Origin of the sequence: Dietzia sp. JS16-p6b (genome assembly GCF_003052165.1) — a bacterium.
In the GTDB taxonomy this organism is placed as follows: domain Bacteria; phylum Actinomycetota; class Actinomycetes; order Mycobacteriales; family Mycobacteriaceae; genus Dietzia.
In genome coordinates this window covers 2219692-2244341 of record NZ_CP024869.1, presented here as the reverse complement: position 1 = coordinate 2244341, position 24650 = coordinate 2219692, and the positions used below count along the sequence as shown (strand labels likewise).

General features: G+C 70.6%; 23 protein-coding genes. 13 read left to right on the top strand and 10 right to left on the bottom strand.

The features are described from left to right. Window positions 1-612, bottom strand: a complete 612-nt coding sequence (locus CT688_RS10250; protein ID WP_107756811.1) for a TetR/AcrR family transcriptional regulator — start codon at window positions 610-612, stop codon at window positions 1-3. A gap of 106 nt (window positions 613-718) precedes the next feature. On the opposite strand from CT688_RS10250, the gene CT688_RS10245 reads away from it, so the two are divergent. The 6 genes from CT688_RS10245 to CT688_RS10220 all read left to right on the top strand — a co-directional run bounded on the left by CT688_RS10245 (window position 719) and on the right by CT688_RS10220 (window position 8200). Then, a complete protein-coding gene (locus CT688_RS10245; RefSeq protein ID WP_107756810.1) occupies window positions 719-2347 on the top strand; it encodes a class I adenylate-forming enzyme family protein in 1629 nt (542 codons plus the stop codon). 36 nt (window positions 2348-2383) lie between these two features. Continuing rightward, window positions 2384-3727, top strand: coding sequence for an MFS transporter (locus CT688_RS10240; RefSeq protein WP_107756809.1), 1344 nt, complete (start codon window positions 2384-2386; stop codon window positions 3725-3727). A gap of 51 nt (window positions 3728-3778) precedes the next feature. Then, window positions 3779-4852: a phosphotransferase family protein gene (locus tag CT688_RS10235; RefSeq protein WP_107758145.1), complete on the top strand. Its 1074-nt coding sequence runs from the start codon at window positions 3779-3781 to the stop codon at window positions 4850-4852. Further along, a complete protein-coding gene (locus CT688_RS10230; protein ID WP_231750285.1) occupies window positions 4852-5736 on the top strand; it encodes an SDR family NAD(P)-dependent oxidoreductase in 885 nt (294 codons plus the stop codon). The genes CT688_RS10235 and CT688_RS10230 overlap by 1 nt, the downstream gene beginning before the upstream one ends. Window positions 5737-5799: 63 nt before the next feature. Next, window positions 5800-7005 carry an acyl-CoA dehydrogenase family protein gene (locus tag CT688_RS10225; RefSeq protein ID WP_107756808.1) on the top strand — a complete coding sequence of 402 codons (1206 nt, stop codon included), beginning with the start codon at window positions 5800-5802 and terminating at the stop codon, window positions 7003-7005. Between the two features lie 52 nt (window positions 7006-7057). Beyond that, window positions 7058-8200 carry a thiolase family protein gene (locus CT688_RS10220; protein WP_107756807.1) on the top strand — a complete coding sequence of 381 codons (1143 nt, stop codon included), beginning with the start codon at window positions 7058-7060 and terminating at the stop codon, window positions 8198-8200. A 400-nt stretch (window positions 8201-8600) separates the two neighbouring features. Here CT688_RS10220 and CT688_RS10215 read toward each other — a convergent pair whose 3' ends face one another. Together CT688_RS10215 and CT688_RS10210 are read right to left on the bottom strand one after the other, a co-directional pair. Then, window positions 8601-9704 (bottom strand): zinc-binding dehydrogenase, encoded by a 1104-nt coding sequence (locus tag CT688_RS10215; protein ID WP_107756806.1) that lies wholly within the window; start codon window positions 9702-9704, stop codon window positions 8601-8603. Between the two features lie 30 nt (window positions 9705-9734). Further along, complete coding sequence (locus CT688_RS10210) at window positions 9735-10919, bottom strand: CoA transferase (RefSeq protein WP_107756805.1); 1185 nt, start codon at window positions 10917-10919, stop codon at window positions 9735-9737. A gap of 116 nt (window positions 10920-11035) precedes the next feature. On the opposite strand from CT688_RS10210, the gene CT688_RS10205 reads away from it, so the two are divergent. The 3 genes from CT688_RS10205 to fabG are packed head-to-tail and all read left to right on the top strand — an operon-like array spanning window position 11036 to window position 14224. After that, window positions 11036-12268 carry an acyl-CoA dehydrogenase family protein gene (locus tag CT688_RS10205; protein ID WP_231750284.1) on the top strand — a complete coding sequence of 411 codons (1233 nt, stop codon included), beginning with the start codon at window positions 11036-11038 and terminating at the stop codon, window positions 12266-12268. After that, entirely contained in the window at window positions 12265-13503 is a 1239-nt protein-coding gene (locus CT688_RS10200; protein WP_231750283.1) for a CaiB/BaiF CoA-transferase family protein, read from the top strand. Before CT688_RS10205 ends, CT688_RS10200 begins: the two co-directional genes overlap by 4 nt. Continuing rightward, entirely contained in the window at window positions 13484-14224 is a 741-nt protein-coding gene (fabG, locus tag CT688_RS10195; RefSeq protein ID WP_107756804.1) for a 3-oxoacyl-ACP reductase FabG, read from the top strand. Before CT688_RS10200 ends, fabG begins: the two co-directional genes overlap by 20 nt. A gap of 14 nt (window positions 14225-14238) precedes the next feature. On the opposite strand, the gene CT688_RS10190 is transcribed toward fabG, so the two are convergent. Together CT688_RS10190 and CT688_RS10185 are read right to left on the bottom strand one after the other, a co-directional pair. Then, window positions 14239-14997, bottom strand: coding sequence for a FadR/GntR family transcriptional regulator (locus tag CT688_RS10190; protein WP_231750282.1), 759 nt, complete (start codon window positions 14995-14997; stop codon window positions 14239-14241). Window positions 14998-15023: 26 nt separating this feature from the next. Next, window positions 15024-16025 (bottom strand): MaoC family dehydratase, encoded by a 1002-nt coding sequence (locus tag CT688_RS10185; protein ID WP_107758142.1) that lies wholly within the window; start codon window positions 16023-16025, stop codon window positions 15024-15026. 120 nt (window positions 16026-16145) lie between these two features. Here CT688_RS10185 and CT688_RS10180 point away from each other — a divergent pair, with 120 nt between their 5' ends. The 3 genes from CT688_RS10180 to CT688_RS10170 all read left to right on the top strand — a co-directional run bounded on the left by CT688_RS10180 (window position 16146) and on the right by CT688_RS10170 (window position 19381). Further along, window positions 16146-17300, top strand: coding sequence for an acyl-CoA dehydrogenase family protein (locus CT688_RS10180; RefSeq protein WP_107756802.1), 1155 nt, complete (start codon window positions 16146-16148; stop codon window positions 17298-17300). Next, window positions 17297-17749, top strand: a complete 453-nt coding sequence (locus tag CT688_RS10175; protein WP_095719204.1) for a MaoC family dehydratase — start codon at window positions 17297-17299, stop codon at window positions 17747-17749. Before CT688_RS10180 ends, CT688_RS10175 begins: the two co-directional genes overlap by 4 nt. A gap of 276 nt (window positions 17750-18025) precedes the next feature. Then, complete coding sequence (locus tag CT688_RS10170) at window positions 18026-19381, top strand: PhoH family protein (RefSeq protein ID WP_107756801.1); 1356 nt, start codon at window positions 18026-18028, stop codon at window positions 19379-19381. A gap of 6 nt (window positions 19382-19387) precedes the next feature. Here the strand turns inward: CT688_RS10170 and CT688_RS10165 are convergent, their stop codons facing one another. Together CT688_RS10165 and glpX are read right to left on the bottom strand one after the other, a co-directional pair. Then, on the bottom strand, window positions 19388-20791 hold the full coding sequence (locus CT688_RS10165; protein WP_107756800.1) for a class II fumarate hydratase: 1404 nt from the start codon (window positions 20789-20791) through the stop codon (window positions 19388-19390). 93 nt (window positions 20792-20884) lie between these two features. After that, window positions 20885-21895: a class II fructose-bisphosphatase gene (gene glpX / locus CT688_RS10160; RefSeq protein ID WP_107756799.1), complete on the bottom strand. Its 1011-nt coding sequence runs from the start codon at window positions 21893-21895 to the stop codon at window positions 20885-20887. Window positions 21896-21935: 40 nt separating this feature from the next. Between glpX and CT688_RS10155 the strand changes: the two genes are divergently transcribed. After that, window positions 21936-22607 (top strand): DUF4245 domain-containing protein, encoded by a 672-nt coding sequence (locus CT688_RS10155; RefSeq protein ID WP_234414829.1) that lies wholly within the window; start codon window positions 21936-21938, stop codon window positions 22605-22607. Between the two features lie 60 nt (window positions 22608-22667). Here CT688_RS10155 and CT688_RS10150 read toward each other — a convergent pair whose 3' ends face one another. The 3 genes from CT688_RS10150 to CT688_RS10140 are packed head-to-tail and all read right to left on the bottom strand — an operon-like array spanning window position 22668 to window position 24591. Further along, window positions 22668-22895 carry an exodeoxyribonuclease VII small subunit gene (locus CT688_RS10150; RefSeq protein WP_107756798.1) on the bottom strand — a complete coding sequence of 76 codons (228 nt, stop codon included), beginning with the start codon at window positions 22893-22895 and terminating at the stop codon, window positions 22668-22670. Beyond that, window positions 22895-24211, bottom strand: coding sequence for an exodeoxyribonuclease VII large subunit (gene xseA, locus CT688_RS10145; protein WP_107756797.1), 1317 nt, complete (start codon window positions 24209-24211; stop codon window positions 22895-22897). Before xseA ends, CT688_RS10150 begins: the two co-directional genes overlap by 1 nt. Further along, window positions 24208-24591, bottom strand: a complete 384-nt coding sequence (locus tag CT688_RS10140; protein ID WP_107756796.1) for a hypothetical protein — start codon at window positions 24589-24591, stop codon at window positions 24208-24210. Before CT688_RS10140 ends, xseA begins: the two co-directional genes overlap by 4 nt. Window positions 24592-24650 lie beyond the last annotated feature (59 nt).

The following is a 24650-nucleotide window of genomic DNA, read 5'->3' as shown; positions in this document are numbered from 1 at the left end:
TCAGCGACCCCTGCGTCTCGCACCCGCGCCGACCATCCCGCGGGCGAAGTGCAGTTGGCGCGCCACCACGTCGTCGGCGGTCAGGGGGCCGTCGGGGCGGTACCAGGATGAGATCGACACGCACAGCGACGAGCTCGCGCGGGCCGCGTCCTCGGGGTGCTCGCAGGCGAAATGGCCCGACTCGACGCCGGCCCGGATGCTGTCTTCGAGCATCGTCTGCTGCGAGTCGCGCTGGGCGATGTGGTGGTCACGGACGTCCGGGTCCATGCTCCGTATCTCCGTGGAGGCCACGAACGCCTGGTCCCTCCTGGCCATGTGGAACCGGGCCAGGGACTCGACGAGATTCTCGAACCGCGCGACCGGGTCGCTGCCGGCGTCCTCCACGGCCGCTCTGGTGTGCTGGAACATCTCGGCCATCGCGGCGTCCACCACGGCCGCGAGGATCGCCTGCTTCGAGCGATAGTGGTGGTAGAGGCCCGGAACCGACAGGCCCGCCTCCTCGGCGATCATCCTGATCGAGGCGCCGTGATACCCGTGTCGCGCGAAGACGGCCAGCGCGGCCCGCAACGGGGGCGACAGGGTGTCGGGCCCGAATTCTCGCCAGTCGCTCATCGGTGGACTCTCCTCGGTCATCGAAAAACCCTAGCTGTCGGTCACTTGACACGTGATGTGGTGTGGGTAACACTACATCGGACCGAGCGCGCGCCCGTGGCGGGACGTGTACCGCCCGGGCGTCGACGAGGGCCTCGCCGAGCAGCGATCAACGCTGGTCGCCGCCTGGCGCGACCGAGTCGCGACGAGTCCGGACCGGACCGCGGTCGCGTACTTCGACACCGTGCTGTCGGCTCGCGAGGTCGACCGCTTGTCCGACGCCCTCGGCGCGGCGCTGCAGGATCGAGGCGTGCAGGGCGGCGACCGCGTCGGGATCCACCTGCAGAACATCCCGCAGTACGCCATCTCCCTGCTCGCCCTGTGGAAGATCGGCGCCGCCGCCGTGGTCCTGAACCCCATGTACTTCGGCCGCGAGCTCCGGCTGCCCGTCGAGGACTCCGGCGCGGTGGGGATCATCGCGACCGACCGGGACGTCGCCGCGATCCGCGAGAGCGTGGAGGGCACCGACGTCGGGTGGATCCTCAGTACCAGTGAGCAGGACCTGCAGACCCGGAACGATCCCCGGGTGTTCGGAGGCACGGATTCGGGAGTGCCGTCGGAGGACGGCGATCTGGTGCAGCTCATCTCCGACTTCTCGGGTCGGACCCCGGCGCCCGTCGCGGTGTCCCCGGACGACCTCGCGCTGTTGACCTACACGTCGGGGACCACCGGCCCACCCAAGGGCGCGATGAACTCGCACGCGAACGTGGTGTCCGTGGCCCGGAGTTTCGCCGACTTCGTGGGTGTCGTGCCGGGGGACGTGGTCCTGGCGATCGCCCCGCTGTTCCACATCACCGGCGCGGTCATCAACGCGACCCTCGGTCTGCTGGGGGATACTGCGCTGGTCTTCGCCGGGCGCTTCCGGCCCGAGGTCGTCCTGGACGCCTTCCGTGAACACCGCGTCACCTACACGATCGGGTCCATCACGGCGTTCAACGCCCTCATGCGACTGGACGGGGCCGGCCCGGAGCATTTCGCCTCCGTCAAGACCCTCTACAGCGGGGGAGCGCCGATCCCGCCGTCGACGGTCGAGCGATTCAGAGAGCGGTTCGGGCACTACATCCACAATGCCTACGGCATGACAGAGACGACCTCGGGGGTCATCGCCGTCCCGCCCGGGCTCCGCGCCCCGGTCGACGAGTCCAGCGGCACCCTCTCCGTCGGGGTCCCGCTCCCCGGCGTCGACGCGAGCGTGGTGGGGGTCGACGACCGGCCCGTCGCGCCCGGCCAGCAGGGCGAGCTCGTCCTCAGCGGACCGCAGGTCGTCTCCGGCTACTGGCGCAACGACGCGGCCACCGCCGGGGCGATGCCCGGGGGCCGACTGCACACCGGTGATGTGGCCGTCATGGACTCCGCCGGCTGGGTCTACCTCGTCGACAGACTCAAGGACCAGATCAACGCCTCCGGGTACAAGGTCTGGCCCCGAGAAGTCGAGGACGTCCTGTACGAGCACGACGCGGTCTTCGAGGCCGCCGTCGTCGGCCTTCCTGACGAGTACCGCGGCGAGAAGGTGGTCGCGTTCGTCTCCCTCAAGGCGGGACGCACCGCCTCCGAGGCGGAGTTGATCTCGTTCGCCACATCGCGCCTGGCCGCGTACAAGCGGCCCTCCGAGGTCCACGTGGTGGGCGAACTCCCCAAGACCCAGACCGGCAAGATCCGTCGCCGCGAACTCCGCGACGAGCACACCCCCTCCTGATCCCCCAGACCCCTCACCCGACCCGAAGGAGATGACATGGCCGAGGCCAGCATCCGCCCCGACCTCCCCTCGGAGGTCACCCCGACCCAGTCCGCCGAGGGCAACAAGAACGCCAAGAGGTCGCTCGCCGCCAGCACCACCGGGCAGCTGTTCGAGTGGTACGAGTGGACCGCTTACGCGGTGTTCGCCCCGTTCATCGCGGCGGCGATGTTCAACAACGAGAACCCGGTCTCGGCCCTGCTGGCGACGTTCGCCGTCTTCGCGGTGGGCTTCCTGGTCCGGCCGCTCGGCGGGATCGTCTTCGGCCGGATCGCCGACATCAAGGGCCGCAAGTGGGTCCTCATCACCACCATGCTCATGATGGCGGGCGCGAGCCTGCTGATCGGCCTGCTGCCGAGCTACGAGACCCTGGGCGTCTTCGCGTCGGTGCTGCTCCTGCTCTGCCGGATCGTCCAGGGCTTTGCCCACGGTGGTGAGTCCGCGACCGCGTACAGCTACGTCGCAGAGATCGCACCGCCGCATCGCCGCGGCATGTGGGGGAGCCTGGTCTTCGTCGCCATCATGGGCGGCACCGTCGTCGCCTACGGAGTCGGCGGCACCATCACCGCCGTGCTGTCCGAGTCCGCCGTCGGCGAGTGGGGCTGGCGCATCCCGTTCCTGCTCGGCGCCGTGTTCGCCCTGTTCGTGTTGTACCTGCGGGCCGGCATGGAGGAGTCCGACGTCTTCGACAAGGCCGCCGAGGCGGCCGCGGCCGACCCGACCTCCCCGGTCGTCACCTTTTCCAAGGGCCGTCTCGCCCGGGCGATCGCGCTGGTCGTGACCATGGTCTCCGGCGTCACCGTCGCCCACTACACCTGGAGCTCCTACGCCTCCACGTTCGCCATCACGCAGCGCGACATGGATGCGGGCGCCGCCTTCTGGATGATCTTCGGCAGCCAGCTGGTCGCCCTGTGCACCCTTCCGTTGTGGGGCCTGCTGTCGGACAAGATCGGCCGTCGTCCGGTGATCTTCATCTTCGCGGTCGGCACCATCGTCACCACCCCCTTCCTGATGGGCATGATCGACGACCGGCCGTGGACCCTGTTCCTCACCTCGCTCATCGCCATGACGCTGGTCGCCGCCGCCGGATCCATCCTCTCGTCGTTCATGTCCGAAGCGTTCCCCACCAAGATGCGCACGGCGGGCATCGGCTTCGCCTACTCCCTGTCCGTCGCGGTCTTCGGCGGCAGCGCACCGTACCTCAACGCGCAGTTCATCGAGTGGGACGTGTACTGGATGATCAGTGCCTACATCATCGTGCTCTGCGTCTGCACCCTCATCGCCACGGCGATCATGAAGGAGACCCGCGGCAACGACCTGCACACGGTCGGCCACGACTAGTCCGTGCCCGTTCCGGCCATCCGACCGCCCATCAACCGCGAGGATCACCCCATGACCACTCCACCAGCATCGTCCGCCGGCCTGGCGGTCGACCGACTCCTCCGCCCCGACGTCGTGGGGCCCAGGATCGCCGAGGCCACGGGCGAGGCGGCCTGGACGGACTTCTCCGCCGAGCTGATCGCGGGGGGCAAGTCCAACCTGACGTTCACGCTCCGCTCGGACGCCGGCGAGCTCATCCTGCGTCGGCCGCCCACGGGTGAGCTCCTCCCGAGCGCCCACGACATGGGTCGCGAGGCGCGCATCCAGCTGGGGCTGGCGTCGACGGACGTCCCGGTGGCCGGGATCGTGCTCAACGAGACCACCGGTGAGGACCTTGGTGTCCCGTACTACGTGATGGAGAAGGTGGTCGGTCACGTGATCCGTGACGCACTGCCGCCGGGTTACGCCGAGACCGACGACGACAAGGCGGCCATGGCGGACGCGCAGATCGACGCGATGGTCGCTCTCCACGCGGTGGACCAGGATGCCGTCGGTCTGGGGGATCTGGGGCGGCCGGAGGGTTACCTGGAACGTCAGCTACGCCGGTGGCTGGGACAGTCCGAGAAGGCGAGCGAACGCGTCCGCGCGGACCGCCTGCCCGAGTTGGCCGCGCGACTCGGACAGGACCTGCCCACCTCGCCGTCGTCGCGGATCATCCACGGTGACTATCGCATGGACAACTGTGTGGTCGACGCCGATGATCCGGGGCGGATCAAGGCGATCCTCGACTGGGAACTGTCGACCCTCGGCGATCCGGTGGCCGACCTCGCCCAGACCGTTCTGTACTGGGGCGATCCCGATGGCCCCGAGGTCCCGCTCATCCCGAGCCTGACCACAGGTCCCGGATGGCCGGGCCCACAGCGGTTGCTGGACCGGTACTGCTCCGCGACCGGCACGGACCCCGCCCACATGCCCTGGTATCTGGCGTTCGCGACGTTCAAGTTCGCGGCGATCGCCCAGGGAGTGGCCACCCGTTCGGAGGCCGGTGACATGGCCGGACAGGACTTCGGCGACATCGGCCCGCAGATCCGCGAACTGGTGGAGTACGGCCACTCGATCCTCGACTCCCGGAAAGGCACCCGCTGATGGCTGATCCCGCGTCCACCTCACCCGCACCCGGCGCCAGCGCGTCCGACGACACCGCATCCGATGCCTCCGCCCGGGCCGTGCGCGGGCCGGTCGACCCCCGCACGGGCCCGACCGCGGCGCAGCCCGTGCTCGACCGCTTCCGCCTGGACGGGCGTGTAGCCGTGGTCACCGGCGCGTCGTCCGGCCTCGGGGCGGGATTCGCGCGCGCCCTGTCGTCGGCCGGCGCCACCGTCGTCCTGGCCGCCCGCCGGCGCGAGCGACTGGAGGCTCTCGCAGAGGAGCTCCGCGCGGCCGGTGGTGCGGCGTCGACGGTGGCGTGTGACGTCGCGGACCCCGAGTCGTGCGCCGCGATGGTCCGGTCTGCCGTGGAATCCCACGGGCGGATCGACATCCTGGTCAACAACGCCGGAGTCGGTACCGCGGTGCCCGCGCTCAAGGAGACACCCGAGCAGTTCCGGGGTGTGGTGGACGTGAACCTCCACGGCGCCTACTGGGCGGCCAAGGAGTGCGCGGCCGTCATGGAGCCGGGGTCGAGCATCGTCAACGTGGCCAGCGTCCTCGGACTGACCGCGGGATTCGCCCCGCAGGCCGCCTACTCCGCCTCGAAGGCCGCCGTCCTGGGGCTGACCCGGGACCTCGCGGCGCAGTGGGGGAGCCGGCGGGGGATCCGCGTCAACGCGCTCGCCCCCGGGTACTTCGCCTCGGAGATGACCGACGAGATCCCGGAGTCGATGCTCGCCGACATCACGGGGCGCACGATCTTCGGACGGTTGGGCCTGCAACCGGAGCTCGACTCCGCCCTTCTGTTCCTCGCCTCCGACGCCTCGTCGTTCGTCACCGGGTCGACTCTCACCGTCGACGGCGGCATGACCCTTCACTAGGAGGCGTGCCCTTTCACCAGGCGGCATGCCCCACAACACACCCCAGATCCAGGAGAGAGCACCATGGAATTCGCCCCCAGTCAGCGCAGCGTCGAGCTGCAGGAGAACATGTGGGAGTTCATGCGCGAGCATGTCTTCCCCGCCGAACCGGTATGGGCCGAGTACCTCCGCACCCACGGTGACCACGAGCACCCGCCCGTCATGGAGGACCTCAAGGCGGAGGCGCGCCGGCGGGGGCTGTGGAACCTCTTCCTGCCCGAGTGGTCCGGTATCTCCAATCTCGAGTTCGCCGCGGTATCGGAGATCTCGGGCTGGTCGCCGGTGATCGCCCCGGAGGCCATCAACTCGCAGGCCCCCGACACGGGGAACATGGAGACCTTCCACCTGTTCGGGACCGACGAGCAGAAGGCGGCCTACCTCGAGCCGCTCAAGGAGGGCACGATCCGCTCGGCCTACGCCATGACCGAGCCGGACGTCGCCTCCTCGGACGCGACGAACGTCCAGACCGTCATCCGCCGCGAGGGTGACGAGTACGTGATCAACGGCCGCAAGTGGTGGATCACGGGAGTGGCGGACGAGCGATGCGAGATCTTCATCGTCATGGGCAAGACGGACTCCTCCGCCGAGACGCACCGTCAGCAGTCCATGGTGCTGGTGCCGCGGGGTACCCCGGGGCTGACCATCGAGCGAAACCTGCCGCTGTTCGGCTACCAGGACCAGCACGGCCACTGCGAGCTGGTCTTCTCGGACGTCCGCGTGCCGACGTCGAACCTGCTCGGCGAGGAGGGGGCCGGGTTCGCGATCGCCCAGGCGCGCCTCGGCCCGGGCAGGATCCACCACGCCATGCGTGCCATCGGGATGGCAGAGCGGGCGTTGGCCCTCATGGTCGACCGCGCCAAGTCCCGCCACGCCTTCGGCGGGTACCTGTCGGAACAGGGCGTGGTGCAGGAGCACATCGCCAACTCCCGCATCGAGATCGACCAGGCCCGCCTCCAGGTCCAGCACTGTGCCTGGATGATCGACACCGTCGGGGCCAAGGAGGCCCGGTTCGAGATCTCCGCCATCAAGGTGATCGCGCCACAGGTCGCCTGCACCGTGATCGACCGGGCGATCGAGATCTTCGGCGGGGCGGGGGTGTCCGACGACACGCCACTGGCGTACTTCTACGCCTGGGCGCGGGCCCTGAGGATCGTGGACGGGCCGGACGCCGTGCACCGCCGCACCATCGCGCGCGGCGAACTCCGGCGTACGCCGCCGTTCATCGGGTAACACTAGGAGTTTCCACCAGTTCCAGGTGGACCGAGTTGGAGGAATGCGGGATATGGGAGCAGTAATCGTCGAGGCCGTGCGCAGCGCGGTCGGCAAACGCAACGGTGGTCTGGCCGGCGTGCATCCGGCCGATCTGTCGGGCACGGTCCTGAACGCTCTGGTCGAGCGCGCCGGAATCGACCCCGGGGTCGTGGAGGACGTGATCTGGGGGTGCGTGACCCAGGCCGGTGAGCAGACCGGGGACATCGCACGCACCGCGGTTCTCTCGGCCGGCTGGCCCGAGACCGTCACGGGTGTGACCGTCGACCGCCAGTGCGGGTCGTCTCAACAGGCGCTGAGCTTCGCCGTCGCGGTCGTCGAGTCCGGCTACCACGACGTGGTGGTGGCCGGCGGTGTCGAATCCATGACCCGTCAGCCGATGGGCAGCTCCATCACCGGCGAGGGGATCCCGTACGGGCAGGACTTCCTCGATCGCTATGACGGCACCATGCCCAACCAGGGTGTCGGCGCCGAGATGATCGCCGAGCGATGGGGCCTGTCCCGCACGCAGCTCGACGAGTTCGCCGTGGCCTCGCACGAGAAGGCCGCGGCCGCCCAGGACGCCGGGTTCTTCGCCGGACACATCGTCCCGGTGACCACCCCGGACGGGGTCTTCGACGCCGACCAGGGAATCCGCCGGGGGAGCACGGTCGAGGGGCTGGCGGGGCTCAAGACCCCGTTCAAGTCCGACGGTGTGATCCACGCCGGCAACGCCTCGCAGATCTCGGACGGCTCCGCAGCGATCCTCGTCATGAGCGAGGAGGCCGCCGCCAGGTACGGCTGCACCCCGATCGCCCGGGTCCACACAGCCACCCTGGCGGGGGACGATCCGGTCATCATGCTCACGGCACCGATCCCGGCCACCGCCAAGGCTCTCGAGCGTTCCGGCCTGACCGTCGACGACATCGGGGTGTTCGAGGTCAACGAGGCCTTCGCCTCGGTCCCGATGGCGTGGCTCGCCGAGACCGGCGCCGACCCGGCCAGGCTCAACCCCAACGGTGGCGCGATCGCCCTCGGCCACCCGCTCGGCGGCTCCGGGGCCCGGATCTTCGCCGACCTCGTCCATCACATGAAGAACGAGGGCATCAAGTACGGCCTGCAGACGATGTGCGAGGGCGGTGGACAGGCCAACGCCACGATCATCGAGCTACTCTGACGGTCCTCGCATCACCAGCCGGCCCAAGCGTCCCCAGTAGGCTCTCGCATCACGAGTCGGCGTGCATCCGCGGTCGGCGTGCATCCGCGGTCGGCGAGCATCCGCGCGAGCGGCTGACCGGGGACTCGCAGCCGCCGTCGGCGTGCATCCGCGCGAGCGGCTGCCCGGGGACTCGCAGCCGCCCCCCGCGATGAACTCCAGCCTGCGCATCTGCGCACGCCAGACGCCATCGTCGGGGGCGGCTGCGCTGTGGGCGTACTCTCGCGCGTGCGGATGCCCGGCGAGGGGGCGTCGCGGCGGGGCCTGTGTTGAGTGAGGGTCCGTCCCCGGCGGGTCAGTCCCCGGCTCAGGCCCCGGCGGGTCAGTCCTCGGCCCCGGCGAGTCAGTCCTCGGCCCCGGCTCAGGCGCCGGTGAGCACGACGGCGCGGCCGAGAACCTCCCCGCGGTCGAGCGCCTGGTAGGTCCCGGGCGCCTCCTCGAGCCCCACGCGCCGCGAGATCACACTGCTCAGATCGAGTCTCCCTGCGGCGAGCAGCCGGATGAGCGCGGGCAGGTCCTGCCGTGCGCGGGCGCCGTAGGAACCCTTGATCTGGATCTTGCGTCTCACGACCCGCGCGAGGTCGACATCGAGCACCGTTCCGGCCGGCGGGATGCCCACCACCACGACCCTGCCGCCCTCGCGCGCGATCTCGGTGGCCTGGCGGGTGGTGGCCGCTGATCCGAGGGCCTCGAAGGCGGTGTCGACGCCCCTGCCGCCGGTGATCTCCATGACCGCCTCGGTCGCATCGACCTGCCGCGAGTTGATCGTGTGGGTGGCGCCCATGCGGCGTGCGAGGGCGAGTTTCTCGTCGTCCACGTCGATGGCGATGACGGATTCGGCGCCGCTCACCGCCGCCAGCTGGACGATGTTCTGCCCGACCCCGCCCACCGCCACGACCGCGACCGACTCACCGGTCCGGACGTCCCCGACGTTCCGCACGGCACCGTAGGCGGTGAACAGCGAGCACCCCAGGATCGCCGAGTCCGCGAGGTCCAGTTCCTCCGGGAGGGCGAACACCGCGGTGGCGGGCGTGACGCTGTACTCGGCGAGGCCGCCCATGGAATACATGGAGAGCGGCTCACCGTTCGCGCGGTGGAGCCTGGTCTCGCCGTCGTACAGGGTCCCGCGCAGGCGGTTGTACTCGAAGAACGTCGAGCACAGGTCCTCCATTCCGCGGGCACAGTTCTCGCACCACCCGCACGGCATGATGAACGAGCCCACCACGCGGTCGCCCGGGCGGACCGCCGTCACGCCGCGGCCGACCTCGGCGACGACCCCGGAGACCTCGTGCCCCAGGACCCCGGGCAGGGGAAACCGCACCTCGCCCTTCATCACGTGCAGGTCGGTGTGGCACACCCCGCAGGCGGTGTTGCGGATCAGGACCTCGCCCTCCGCCGGTTGGGGGATCGGGATCTCCTCGATCACCAGGGGGGATTCCGTGTCGACACACACCGCAGCCTTCATGGTGGCGACTGTACGCAGTGGACGGGTGCCTCAGTGCCCTTCTGCGGTGAGGCGATCGGTGTCCGCCCCCAGAGTCGGTGCGGGGCCTGCGGTCATGTGCCGGCCGTCGAAGGTCGCGGGGTGCGCGGCCGCGAGGTAGGACCCCAGCCCGGGTTGCTCGAGGGGAGCGAAGAGCGGGTTGGCCTCGAGATCCCCCTCCGCGACCACCTGGTCGAAGGTGCGGTACCGCTCGTGCAGCACCGACGAGGCCGCCAGTGCCCGGGTGACCTCGTCGGTGGTGTGTGCGGCGAACCACCGGGCGAAGAGGGCGGACAGGACCTCGCGGTAGGAGTACCTGTCGGCCTCGGTGTCGAAATCGGCGCCGGTCGCCGACTCCAGGGCGTCGACGGCATCCCGGGTGCCGGTCACCCGCGCCAGGTCGTGGAAATGTCTGGTGGTCAGGGCGACGACCATCACCCGGCCGCCGTCGGCGGTGGGAAAATCCCTGCCGAAGGTGCCGTACACGTAGTTGCCCACCGCAGGCCGCGAGGAACCGTCGATCTGTGGTTCGGTGAGGTAGCCCAGCGTGCCGGCGGTGGCCAGGGCGACGTCGTCGAGGGGCAGGACGATCCGACGCCCCCGGCCGGTCCGCTCGCGGTCACGGACGGCGGCCACCACGGCCAGGGCGGCATGCAGGCCCGCCGCGACGTCCCAGGCGGGCAGGACGTGGTTGACCACCGGGCCGCCGTTCTGCTCACCACCCTGCCCGCCGGTCGGCCCGGTGATCGCGGGGAACCCGAGGCCGGCGTTGACGGTGTAGTCCACTGCGGGGCGGCCGTCGCGGCGCCCGAGCAGTTCGAGGGTGATGACGTCGGGCCGGGCCGCCGCCAGGCGATCATGGCTCATCCAGTCGCGGCCGCCGGAGTTGGTCACGAGGATGCCGCCGCCCTCCCCGGGAGCGGTGACGAGGTCTCGTAGCGCCTGCCGACCCCGGTCAGACCGCAGGTCGAGGGTCACCGAGGACTTCCCCCGGTTGAGCCCGGTCCAGTAGATCGAGGTCCCGTCCGGGGCGACCGGCCAGCGGTGCACGTCGGCCGCTCCACCCACCGGGTCGACCCGGATGACCTCGGCGCCGAGCTGGGAGAGCGTGAGCCCGCACAGGGGAGAGGCGACGAAGCTGGACAGTTCGATCACGCGCATCCCGCTGAGGGGTCGCGGCTCGCCGAGGTCGGTCATCGGTGGCTCCCGTCGCTCCGGTGGTGGCTGTTGCCCCGCCTTCCAATTGATGATAATGGTTTAGGCATCGCTGCACCGGATCCCGGTCCCGCGAGGTTCACGACGAAGGGCGCAACATGAGCGTGCAGGCGGACGCGGCGGGGTCTGATCCGGGAGCGGGGTCGCACGCCGCGGTGGGGTCCGGGGTCGACGCGGAGGACTTCGCCGCGATCCTCGCCGCGACCCGCGACTACATCCGGACGGTGGTGGTCCCGCGTGAGCGGGAGATCGCCGACGCCGACGCGGTCCCGGACGACATCCGGACCGGACTGGCCGAGATGGGGATGTTCGGATACGCGATCCCTCAGGAATGGGGCGGCCTCGGGGTGAACCTGTCCCAGGACGTCGAGCTGGCGATGGAGTTCGGGTACACCAGCCTGGCGATGCGGTCCCTGTTCGGCACCAACAACGGAATCGCCGGGCAGGTCCTCGTGGGCTTCGGTACCGACGAGCAGAAGGCCGAGTGGCTGGAGCGGATCGCCTCCGGCGAGGTCATCTCGTCCTTCGCCCTGACCGAGGACGGCGCGGGGTCCAACCCGGCGGGACTGACGACCAGGGCCGTCCGGGACGGCGGGGACTGGGTGATCGACGGCACCAAGCGGTTCATCACCAACGCCCCGGTGGCGGACCTTTTCGTGCTGTTCGCCCGGACGCGGCCCGCCGACGAGCGGGGGCCGGGCATCGCCGTGTTCCTCGTCCCCGCCGACGCGCCCGGGGTCACGGTGGGGCCGAAGGACCGGAAGATGGGGCAGGAGGGGTCCTCGACGTCCGAGGTGGTCTTCAGCGGCGTGCGGGTCCCGGCCTCGGCGCTCGTGGGTGGAGACGAGGACGCCGGGTACCGCGCGGCGATGACGTCCCTGGCCCGCGGCCGCGTGCACATCGCCGCCGTCGCCGTGGGGTCGGCGCAGCGGGCGCTCGACGAGTCGCTGTCCTACGCGTCCACCACCACGCAGGGGGGCACCCTCGTCGGGGACTTCCAGTTGGTGCAGGCGATGATCGCCGACCAGCAGGTGGGGGTGATGTCCGGTCGGGCCCTCGTGCGAGAGGTGGCGGCCAAGTACGTCTCGGGAGAGGACCGACGGATCGCCCCGTCCGTCGCCAAGCTGTACTGCACCGAGATGGCCGGGAAGGTCGCGGACCTGGCCGTGCAGATCCACGGTGGCACCGGGTACATGCGCGGTGTCGCGGTCGAGCGGATCTACCGGGACATCCGCCTGCTGCGCCTCTACGAGGGGACGAGTGAGATCCAGAAGCTCATCATCGGTGGCGGGCTCATGCGTGGTGCGACCCGCGAGGCCGACGGGCGATGAGCGGCGACGGACCGCTCCCTCTCGAGGGGATCACGGTCCTGGCGGTCGAACAGGCCGTCGCCGGCCCGCTGGCCACCCGGCATCTCGCCGACCTCGGCGCTCGTGTCATCAAGGTCGAGCGTCCTGGTGAGGGCGACTTCGCGCGGTCCTACGACGACGCCGTCCACGGCCAGGCCTCCCACTTCGTCTGGCTCAACAGGGGAAAGGAATCCATCGCGCTCGACCTGGCCTCCGACCACGGTCGCCGGGTCGCGCTCGACCTGGCCGATCGCGCGGACGTGGTCCTGAGCAACCTGGCCCCCGGGGCGATGGAGCGGCTGGGCCTCGGAGCCGCCGTCCTCCGGGAGCGTAAGGACGAGCTCGTCGTCGTCACCCTGTCCGGCTACGGCGACGGGGGGCCGTACTCCGGTCGCAAGGCCTACGACATGCTCATCCAGGCCGAGTCGGGTCTGTGCTCGATCACCGGCACCCCCGAGAGCGCCTCCAAGTCGGGCGTCCCGGTCTCCGACATCGCGACCGGGATGTACGCACTGTCGGCCGTCCAGTCGGCGTTGTTCCGGCGGGAACGGACCGGGCGGGGAGCCACTATCGAGGTGTCCATGTTCGAGGCGACGGCCGAGTGGATGGGCCACCCGATGTACGTCCGGATGTACGAGGGCCGGCAGCTCGGTCGTATGGGTCTCTCGCACGCCTCGATCTGTCCGTACGACGCCTTTCCGACCACGGACGGCCAGGTGCTCATCGGCGTACAGAACGACCGTGGTTGGGCGGCGTTGGTGCGCGAGGTTCTCGGACGACCGGACCTCGTCGACGACGAGCGATATGCCACCAACATCGCCCGGGTCTCCCGACGCGGGGAGGTGGATGCGCTGATCAGCGCCCTGACCGCGGAGTACGGGTCCCAGGAGCTGGCCGACCGGCTCGATGCTGCCGGCGTCCCGGCGGCCAGGCTCAACGATGTCGGGGGGCTGGTCGACCACCCGCAGCTCGACGCGCGGGACCGGTGGAGACAGGTCGACACCCCCGCAGGACCCGTACGCGGACTGCTGCCGCCCGTCGACTATGCAGACGTAGAGCTGCCGATGGGGTCGGTGCCCGCGCTCGGGCAACACACGGACGCGATCCTGGCCGAACTGGCCGCACACCCGGACGCCACGCACCCGGACATCACACATCAGGACACCACGCATCAGGTCACACGAGGAGAGGACACCCATGGCACTGCTCGAGGGTAGGACGGCGGTCGTCACCGGCGCCGCGCGCGGGATCGGGCTGGAGATCGCCCGGACCTTCGTCGACAACGGCGCGCGCGTCGTGGTGGGGGACATCGACGACGAGGCGGGTGCGGCCGCGGTCGACGAGCTGGGCGGTCAGGGCAGGGCGCGCTACGTCAACTGCGACGTCCGCGACGGCGCGGCGGTCGAGCACCTGATCGACGTGGCCGAGGATGCGTTCGGGCCGCTCGGGGTGTTCGTCAACAACGCCGGGGTCACCCGCGACGCCACCATGCGCACGATGACCGAGCAGCAGTTCGACGACATCATCGCGATCCACCTCAAGGGCACGTGGAACGGCACCCGCGCCGCCGCCGGACGGATGCGGGAGCACGGGGGAGGATCGATCGTCAACGTCTCCTCGATCTCCGGGAAGGTCGGTCTCAAGGGCCAGACCAACTACTCCGCCGCCAAGGCAGGGATCGTCGGGTTGACCAAGGCCGCCGCCAAGGAGGTCGCCTTCAAGAACGTGCGGATCAACGCGATCCAGCCCGGTCTCATCCGGACCGCGATGACGCTGGCGATGCCGCAACACGTGTGGGACGAGAAGATGGCCGAGATCCCGATGGGCCGGGCCGGCGAGCCCTCAGAGGTGGCGGAGGTGGTGCTCTTCCTGGCCAGCGACATGTCGAGCTACATGACCGGAACGGTTCTCGAGATCACCGGCGGCCGCCATATCTGAGCCGCGCGGCCGGGTCAGCCGTCGAGGTCCCACCGTATCGGCCGTGCGAGCGCCTTGTGGAACCGCTTCTCCAGGTAGGTGGTGTGCTCGTTGATGTGGGCCGACATCAGGTGGGACGCCGTGTCCCCGTCGCCGTCCGAGATGGCGGCGTAGATCTCCTCGTGGATGTCGCAGGTCAACTCGCGCTGTCGCCTCGGGTAGGTGATGCCCATCGAGGCGCCGGCGATCAACCCGCTCAGGGCGTCGAAGAGATAGCCGAAGAGCGCGTTCCCGGAGCTCCAGGCCACGAGTTCGTGGAAGCGCTCGGAATGCGCGGAGAAGGCGGCCTGATCGGTCAGCTCCTCCCGGGTCAGGCGGAGGTTCTCGGCGAGTCGGGCCAGGCCGGCATCGTCGATCCTCGCGGTGGCCAGACGGGCGATCGTGGGCTCCAGCGCCGCGCGGGCCTCCATGATCGTGGAGAACGGGGCGTTCTCGAACTGCAGGAGCAGGCTCAGGGTGGCGGCGAGCGTCCCCCCGTCCGGTTGCTGCACGATCGGCCCGCCACCCGGGCCCGGCTTGAGCATGAGGACGCCCTGCAACTCCAGGTAGCGCAGCGACTCCCGCAGAGTCCCGCGGCCGACCCCGTAGTGCTCGAGCATGAGGTGTTCCGGCGGCAACCGGTCGCCGACGGTGTTGCCGCGGCGGGAGATGTCCTCGACGATCTGCTGGGCCACCAGGAGGGCGGTCTTCTTGGGACGACCCATCCCCGGACGAGCGCCGCCTCCTGAACTCATGACAACCATTATCCCCGATTCGATCGTCAGGGCATGAGAACGGTGAACGACCAGTCCAGGACGGGAGCGTCGCCGTCGTCGCGGTGGGCGGTGACGAGTGACCGGAGGTCGAGCGCCGTCCCGCCGCCGGGGAGGTCGTCAGCGGCCCCCACCACGAGGTCGCTGCTTAGGGTGTCACCCTCGCGGACCGGGCCCAGGTGGTCGCACGAGTGCCAGCCGAGCACGGTGAGCATCGTCGGCAGTGCGCGGGTGGCCTGGGCCAGTGCGAGCCCGATGGTGTGGCCGCCGTAGACCAACCGGCCGGAGTCCGAGACACGGGCGTCGTGGTGCGCCCGGGCGATGTTGGTGGTGAGCCGGGCCAGCTCCGGGGCGCCGGAGACCACGTCGGCGCCCGCGCGCATCACGGTGCCCTCGGACGGGAGGGGGTCGCCGGCTCCGGGGACCACGGCGCGGTACGCGGCCACGTCCCAGCCCTCGGGCGCGGCCCACGGCCGGGCGGGGGCGGCCCCGATCGTCGACAGGTCGTCGGCGTGCGCGCACGACGCCGGGTCGACCCCCGGCGTGAGCGGCAGCATGGCGCACCGGTGGAAGTCCAGGACGGTCCGCCCGTCCTGGTCGGTGGTGGTCACCCTCAGGGCTGCCAGTCCGGTGGGGGCGCGACCCGGTGAGGGACTGGTGGTCCTCAACCCGACGACCTCGGTCCTGGTGGACAGGGTGTCCCCGATCGCGGGCGCGGTGTGCAGACGCAGACCGCGGTAGAAGAGGTTGGCCCTGACGCGCTGGGTGAGGACGGTGGACTGACCGATCGCCACGTCGATGACGAGCCCGGGGTGGGCCACCGTTCCACCGGTGACCGTGCGGGCGAGATGGCGGTCCAGGGGGAGCCGCAGGCGGTCGCCGAGGATGGCCTGGTGGGTCGCGGCGAGCCCGTCCGTGAGGGTCACCGCCGGGGCGTCGACGACGACCTGCCCCACCGCCAACTGATCGAAGTGGGGTCCGCCGACGGGGAGGTGGCCGCGACTGTCCATGGCCGTCATCCTAGGCAATCCATGAGCATGATTATTGACGGATGTGCGGCGGGTTGGGACGATGAGCCGACGTCCACCCGGGCGGACGACCGAGCGACGACGACGACGAGGTGCTGCGCGGTGCCGGACCTGAACGAGGACGAGGCCTATCTGGTGGCGACCGTGCGCCGCTTCATCGACCGTGAGGTCAGGCCGTCCGTCCGCGAGACGGAGCACGCGGACTCCTACCCCGAACGCTGGATCGAGCAGATGAAGCAGATCGGGATCTACGGTCTGGCCGTGCCCGAGGAGTACGGCGGGATGCCGGTCTCGATGCCCTGCTTCGTGCACGTGACCGAGGAGCTCGCCCGCGGGTGGATGTCGCTCGCCGGCGCTATGGGCGGGCACACCGTGGTGGCCACGCTGCTCACCAGGTTCGGCACCGAGGAGCAGAAGGCCGCCTACCTCCCGCGGCTGGCGACGGGTGAGGTGCGGGCGACCATGGCGCTCACCGAGCCGGGAGGGGGGTCGGACCTCCAGGCCATGGGGACCACCGCGCGTCCCGACGGCGACGACCTCGTGATCACCGGCACCAAGACGTGGATCTCCAACGCGCGCCGTTCCGGCCTCATCGCGCTGCTCTGCAAGACGGATCCCGCGGCCACTCCCGCGCACAGGGGGATCTCGATCGTGCTGGTCGAGCACGGGCCCGGCCTGACCGTCTCGCGCGACCTGTCCAAGCTGGGATACAAGGGCGTCGAGACGTGCGAGTTGGCGTTCGACGGCTATCGCACGCCCGTCACGCAGATCCTCGGCGGGGAGCCGGGGCGGGGGTTCGGCCAGATGATGACGGGCCTGGAGACCGGACGGATCCAGGTCGCGGGCCGCGCCCTCGGGGTGGCGGCGGCCGCCCTGGAGGACTCGCTCGCCTACGCGCAGCAGCGGGAGTCGTTCGGCCGACCGATCTGGGAGCACCAGGCGATCGGCCATCGACTGGCCGACATGGCCACCAGGCTCTCCGCCGCGCGCCAGCTCACGCTCCACGCGGCGGAGCGCGCCGATGCCGGCGAGCGCTGCGACATGGAGGCGGGGATGGCCAAGCTCTTCGCCTCCGAGGCCGCCATGGAGATCGCGCTCGACGCGGTCCGGATCCACGGCGGCTACGGGTACTCCACGGAGTACGACGTCGAGCGCTACTTCCGGGACGCCCCGCTCATGATCGTGGGCGAGGGGACCAACGAGATCCAACGCAACGTCATCGCATCGCAACTGGTGCAGCGAGGAGGACTGTCATGAGGGTGTTCGAGGGGCTGGAGCAGCTCGAGGCCGAACTCGGCCGACACGTGGGGTACAGCGACTGGATGGAGATCACGCAGGACCGGATCGACGCGTTCGCCGAGGCCACCGGGGATCACCAGTGGATCCACGTGGATCCCGTCCGCGCGGCGCAGGGGCCGTACGGCGCCACCATCGCCCACGGATACCTCACACTGTCCCTGCTGCCGGTGCTGGGGGCGGAGGTTCTGGACATCCGTGGATTCCGGATGATGATCAACTACGGCGTCGACAAGGTCCGGTTCCCGGCCCCGGTCCCGGTGGGCTCGCGGATCCGCGCGGGCGTCGAGCTCACCTCGCTCCAACGCAAGTCCGCCGGAGTCCAGCTCAACAGCCTGGTGACCGTCGAGGTCGAGGGCTCCGACCGTCCGGCGGTCGTGGCCGAGACCGTGCGGATGATGGTCGAGTGAGGCGGGGCCGAGGGTTCCGGGGCGGGAGAGCCGGGTCCCCGGCCGCAGGTGTCGACGAGTCTGACGAATTCACGATGAGTTAACTCACAGGTGTGTGATTCGGGCGTAGCGTGACTCTCAACGGTCGGTGGGGAAGCCGACCGTCGGGAGGTCCCAGCCGATGATCGACGCACTCGATCGGGAGGGGGCCGGCACCCGGCCCCGTCACCACCAGGTGACCTGAGCCGACCGGTCCACCCCCAGCTCGCCCGCGGTGCCGCGGGCCAGGAGTCCGCCGTGACCGACACCGTACGCACCTACGTCCTCGACACCTCGGTTCTGCTCTCTGACCCGTGGGCCGTCACCCGCTTCGCCGAGCACCACGTGGTGTTGCCCATCGCGGTGATCGGGGAGCTGGAGGGCAAGCGACACCACCCCGAGCTCGGCTACTTCGCCCGAGAGGCCCTCCGACTCCTCGAGGACCTGCGCCTGCGCCACGGACGGCTCGACGGCGACCTGCCCATCACCGACGAGGGCGGCACCCTGCGGGTGGAACTCAACCACACCGACCAGACGATCCTGCCGACCGGCTTTCGCAACACCGGCGAGGATTCTCGGATCCTCGCGTGCGCGCTCAACCTCCGCGCGGAGGGCCAGGACACCGTCCTCGTCTCCAAGGACGTGCCGCTGCGCGTCAAGGCCGGATCGGTGGGGCTGCCCGCAGACGAGTACCACGCCCAGGACGTGGTGCTGACCGGGTACAGCGGGGTGGCCGACCTGCCCGCCACCCAGGATCTCGTGGACACCCTGTTCTCCGACGGTGGGGCGTCGCCGCTCGCGGCCCGCGCGGCCGGGTTGGACGTGCAGACCCCGGTCCACTGCGGTATCCGGGTCCAGACCGAGTCGTCGTCGGCACTGGCCCGCGTCACCGACGGCGGCGGGTTGAAGCTGGTGCGCGGGGATGTCGAGGTGTTCGGCCTGCGGGGCCGCTCGGCCGAGCAGCGCATCGCCATCGACTGCCTGCTCGACGAGTCGATCGGGATCGTCTCGCTCGGGGGCCGGGCGGGAACGGGCAAGTCCGCGCTCGCCCTGTGCGCCGGGCTCGAGTCCGTCCTCGAGCGGCGCCGCCACCGCAAGATCGTCGTGTTCCGGCCCCTCTACGCCGTGGGTGGCCAGGAACTCGGCTACCTCCCGGGCAGCGAGACCGAGAAGATGTCGCCGTGGTCGCAGGCGGTCTTCGACACCCTCGAGGGCCTGGTCAGCGAGAACGTGATCGACGAGGTGATGGACCGGGACATCCTGGAGGTGCTCCCGCTCACCCACATCCGCGGCCGGAGCCTGCACGACTCGTTCGTGATCGTCGACGAGGCGCAGTCACTCGAGCGCAACGTGCTGCTCACCGTGCTCTCCAGGCTGGGCACCGGGTCGCGGGTCGTGCTCACCCACGATGTGGCCCAGCGTGACAACCTGCGCGTCGGTCGTCACGACGGCATCCAGGCGGTGGTGGAGAAGCTCAAGGGACATCCGTTGTTCGCGCACGTGACCCTCAACCGCTCGGAGCGGTCGGCGATCGCCGAGTTGGTCACCACGATGCTCGAGGAGTTCCACCCGGACGCCCTGCCCGGGGAGTTGCGCCGGATCCACGCCGCCTGACCGGCGTCAGCGCTCGCGGTCGAGCCCCGTCATCCCCAGCACGTCGAGGCGGCGGTCCAGCTCGTCCTCGCTCAGCGGATCGGGGACGAAGCCCAGGGCGATCACGGCCTCGCGGATCGTCATCCCCTCCGCCAACGCGTGCTTGGCCACCCGGGCGGCCTCCTCGTAGCCGATGGCCGAGTTCAGCGGGGTGACGATCGAGGGCGAGGACTCGGCGTAGCGGCGCATCCTGTCGACGTCGGGTTCGATCCCGTCGATGCAGCGCTCGGCGAACAGGGTGGTGGACGTGGTGAGGATCCGAGCCGATTCCAGGACGTTGCGGGCCATCACCGGGATCGCGGTGTTGAGCTCGAAGGCCCCGGTCGCGCCGGCCCAGGCCACGGCCGCGTCGTTGCCCACCACCTGGGCGGCGACCTGGGAGATGGTCTCGCACAGTACCGGATTGACCTTGCCGGGCATGATCGACGACCCGGGCTGCAGGTCCGGCAGGTGGACCTCGGACAAGCCCGTCATGGGACCGGACCCCATCCAGCGGACGTCGTTGGCGATCTTCGTCAGCGAGACTGCGATCGTGCGCATCGCCCCGGAGAGCTCCACCAGACCGTCGCGAGCGGACTGCGCCTCGAACGGGTCCGCGGCCAGGCGCAGCTCCTCGAGCCCGGTGAGGGCGCGCAGTTCCTCCACCACCGCGGAGCCGAAGCCGTCCGGTGCGTTGAGGCCGGTGCCCGCGGCCGTGCCGCCGATCGGGAGTTCGCCCACCCGGGGCAGGGTGGCGCAGACACGCTCGGCCCCGGCCCGGAGCTGGCGCGCGTACCCCCCGAACTCCTGGCCCAGGGTCACGGGGACCGCGTCCATGAGATGGGTGCGGCCGGACTTGACCACGTCCCGCCACTCGACGGACTTCCGCTCGAGCGACTCGGCCAGCCCGCTCAGTGCGGGGACGAGTTCGGTCAGCGCCACCTCCGTCGCGGCGACGTGGGTCGCGGTGGGGAAGGTGTCGTTGGAGGACTGCGACATGTTGACATCGTCGTTCGGGTGCACGGTGACACCCTCTGCCGCGCACAGCGACGCGATGACCTCGTTGGCGTTCATGTTGGAACTGGTGCCGGAGCCGGTCTGGAACACGTCCACGGGGAAGTGCTCGTCGACCTCCCCGTCGGCGATCCGGCCGGCCGCGGACACGATCGCGTCGACCTTGGTCTGCTCGAGGAGCCCGAGACGACCGTTGACCGTCGCGCACGCGGACTTGAGCAGGCCGAGCGCGCGGATCTGTGCGCGCTCGAGACCGCTGCCCGAGACCGGGAAGTTCTCCACCGCCCGCTGCGTCTGGGCCCGCCACAGCGCGTCGACCGGTACCCGGACCTCGCCCATGGTGTCGTGCTCGATACGGAATCCACTCTGGTCAGCCATACGGGCCAGAGTAGGCGTGGCCGCCGCCCCGTGCAGCCGCTCCGCGGGCCCGGCCTCGTGCGACCGCTCGGGGCGGCCCCGGGCCGGGGAGGGTCAGTCGTCGCGGGTCCCCTGGCCGTAGTCGACCGCCGAGAACTCGCGGAGCTTCTCCATGCGGTGGCGGGCCTCGACGTGCCGGACGGTCCCCGACTTGGACCGCATGACGAGGGACCTGGTGACGGCGCCGTTGGAGCGGTAGCTCACGCCGCGGACCATGTCGCCGTTGGTGATGCCGGTCGCCGCGAAGAAGCAGTTGTCGCCCTTGACCAGGTCGTCGGTGCCGAGGAACGCGTCGACGTCGAGTCCGGCGTCGACCGCTTTCTGGCGCTCGGCCTCGTCCTGGGGCCAGAGCTGCCCCTGGATCTCCCCGCCCATGCACTTCATGGCGCAGGCGGTGATGATCCCCTCCGGGGTGCCGCCGATCCCCATGAGCATGTCCACCGAGCTGTCGTCGGAGGCGGCCGCCACGCCACCGGCCACGTCCCCGTCCATGATCAACCGGACCTTGGCGCCGGCCGACCGGATCTCCGCGATGAGTTCCGCGTGCCGGGGGCGGTCGAGGACGCACACCGTCAGGTCCCCGACATCGATGTTCTTGGCCCTGGCCACGGAGATGATGTTCCACTCGGTGGACTTGGACAGGTCGATGTGGCCGACCGCATCCGGTCCCACGGCGATCTTGCGCATGTAGAACACCGCGGAGGGATCGAACATCGCGCCCCGCTCCGCGACGGCGATGACGGCGATGGAGTTGGGGCGGCCTTCGGCCATGAGGCGCGTCCCGTCGATCGGATCCACCGCCACGTCGACGGCGGGTCCGTGCCCGGTGCCGACCCTCTCGCCGTTGAACAGCATCGGCGCCTCGTCCTTCTCGCCCTCGCCGATCACCACGACGCCGTCCATGTCCACGGTGCCGATGAGCTCGCGCATGGCGTCCACGGCCGCGCCGTCACCCCCGAGCTTGTCTCCCCGGCCCACCCACCGGCCGGCCGCGAGCGCGGCGGCCTCGGTGACTCGGACGAGCTCCATGGCGAGGTTGCGGTCGGGACGTAGGGCGTCTGACATGTGGCGTCGGGCTCCTCGGATAGCTGCAGGCGGACGGGCAGTGGCGGCTCGCCGCGTGATGGGGTGTCGGCGCTCATTGTTGCACCTGTCGGCCCTCGCCGGGGGCCAGGCGCCCGACATGCCCCGGCCGGGTGGGATACTCGACGCCGTGGCCGAGCCGAAACCGAGAATCCTGCAGGGTAACCGCGACATGTTCTGGTCGGTGGTGGTTCTCATGGTGATCGTCGGACTTTTCGCCGGTGTGTCCGGGCAGTGCACGTTCAGCCCGTCGGGACCTCAGCAGGGAGCGATCCCGGAGTTCGACGCCGACGCCTCCCTGCGTCAGGACGCGCGGAGTCTGGACTTCCCGGTCCGTTCCCCGGATGTCCCGGAGGGGTGGACCTCCAACTCCGGGCGCGTCGAGAGCTTCGCCGACACCACCTCGAGCCACGTGGGGTGGGTGACGGGGGAGCGCAGTTTCGTCGAACTGGTCCAGTCCGATGCCCCGGAGGAGGCCTTCCGATCACTGAACGGCGGGCCGAGGCCGAACCGGACGATCGTGCCGGTGACCGGGCGGGAATGGACCGTGTTCACCGGTGACGACGTCCGCCCGGTGTGGGTCCTGGACCTGGGCGACGTCCGGGTGGCGGTGACCGGATCGGCCACCTCCTCGGACTTCGAGGCGCTGGCCGCGGCGGTCCAGGACGCCGAACCGCTGCCCAGCGGTCGATAGTCCGCCGGCCGGACGACCCCGGGCAGGTGCACGCCGACCCACCGCGCGCGCCGCGGCCTCCTAGGTGCGGTCGCCAGAGTCGTCGTCGCCCAGAACGGCGTCGATCCGGTCGCGTGCCCCGTCGAGGTGTTCGGTGCACCGCGCGGCGAGCTCCTCGCCGCGCTCCCAGAGCGCCAGGGAGGCGTCCAGGTCCTGCCCTCCGGCCTCGAGGATGCGGACCACCTCGATCAGCTCGTCGCGGGCCTCCTCGTAGCCGAGCTGGGAGACGGGGGTCTGCTCGTCGGGCATCAGGACTGCTCCTCGGGTGTGGCGGGTTCGGGTGTGGCGGGTTCGGGTGTCGCGGCGGCGGAGTGTCCCGCGGCGGGGGTGGAGCCCAGAACGGCGGCGGACAGGGCCCCGTCCGAGACCCGGATACGCAGCTGTGACCCGGGCGGCGCGTGGGCGATCGAGGAGACCACGCGGCCGTCGTGGTCCCCGGCGACGGACTGGACCACCGCGTACCCGCGGGCCAGGGTGGCTGCGGGTCCGAGCGTGGTGAGCCGCGCCGCGAGGTGGCCGAGCGACGTGGACTCGGTCTGGACGATCCGGGTGATGTCCCGGCGGGCCGCCCGGAGTGCCTCCGCCACCACCTCGGCCCGGGACTCCACGATCCCGTACGGGTTCGCCATGACGGGGCGGGAGCGGACCGCGGCGAGCTGACCGCGCTCGCGCTCCACCCATCCCCGCAGTGCGCGCGCGGTCCTGGCACGGGCGTCGGCGATCCTGCGACGTTCCTCGGTGACGTCCGGGACCACCCGTTTGGCGGCGTCGGTGGGGGTGGCCGCGCGCAGGTCGGCGACCAGATCGGACAGGGGTGAGTCCGGTTCGTGACCGATCGCGCTGACCACGGGCGTGCGACATCGCGAGATCGCCCGGACCAGGGCCTCGTCCGAGAACGGGAGCAGGTCCTCGACCGAACCGCCGCCGCGGGCGAGGATGATCACGTCGACGACGGGGTCGGCGTCGAGCTCGGCCAGCGCCTCCAGGATCTGGGGGACGGCCGACGGCCCCTGGACCGCGGTGTTGCGGACGGCGAACCTCACGTCGGCCCACCGTCCGAGGGACACTTCGACCACGTCCCGCTCGGCCGCGCTCGCGCGGCCGGTGACCAGTCCCACACAGGTGGGGAGGAACGGCAGCGGGCGCTTGAGCCGCGGATCGAACAGACCCTCGGCCGCGAGGGCCTGCTTGAGCCTCTCGATGCGGGCGAGGAGCTCGCCTATGCCCACCGGACGGATCTCGGAGACCTGGAGCGAGAACGAGCCACGACCGGTGTAGAAGCGGGGGGTTCCGCGGATCACGACCCGGCTGCCCTCGGTCACCGGCACCGGGGCCTCGGAGATGAGCCGGGGCGGGCAGGTCAGGGTGAGGGAATTGTCCACCGAGGGGTCGCGCAGGGTGAGGAACGCCGTCCGGGTGCCGGGGCGCAGGCTCAACTGGGTGATCTGGCCCTCGACCCAGACGGCACCGAGCCGGTGGATCCAGGCGGCGATCTGGTCCGAGACCACCCGGACCGGCCACGGCTGTTCGGGGGTGCTGGGGGACCTCGACGATCCGGCGGTCACGTGGCGCGTGGGGTGACGCGGCCGGTCGGGACATCGGGGTCGTCGCCGTCGGCCCCCGCGTCCCCGTCCGGGCCCGCCGCGGTGCCGTACCGGGCGCCGTCCCCGGGCGTGTCGAGATCCTCGTCGAACGTCGCCCATTCCGGGTGGTCCGACCGGGCGGGGAACACCGTCGCGAGCACCCGGTCTCCCTTGACCGCGAGCCCCGCGACGGTCTGGCCGGCGTGGAGATACGTCTGCACCAGGCTGCCGGCGACCTTCACCGGGACCGTCGGGAGGGAGACCGCCGCCTGGACCGCACGCCCCGGGAGCTCCGCGGCGTACTCGACCGCGGAGGCGGCGACACCGATGGAGACGCGGGTGAGGAAGAAGGGTCGGAGCATGGGAACCTCTCTGCCGGGGGGCGTCCGGGAGGCGTGATGGTCGGAATCCAGTATGAACC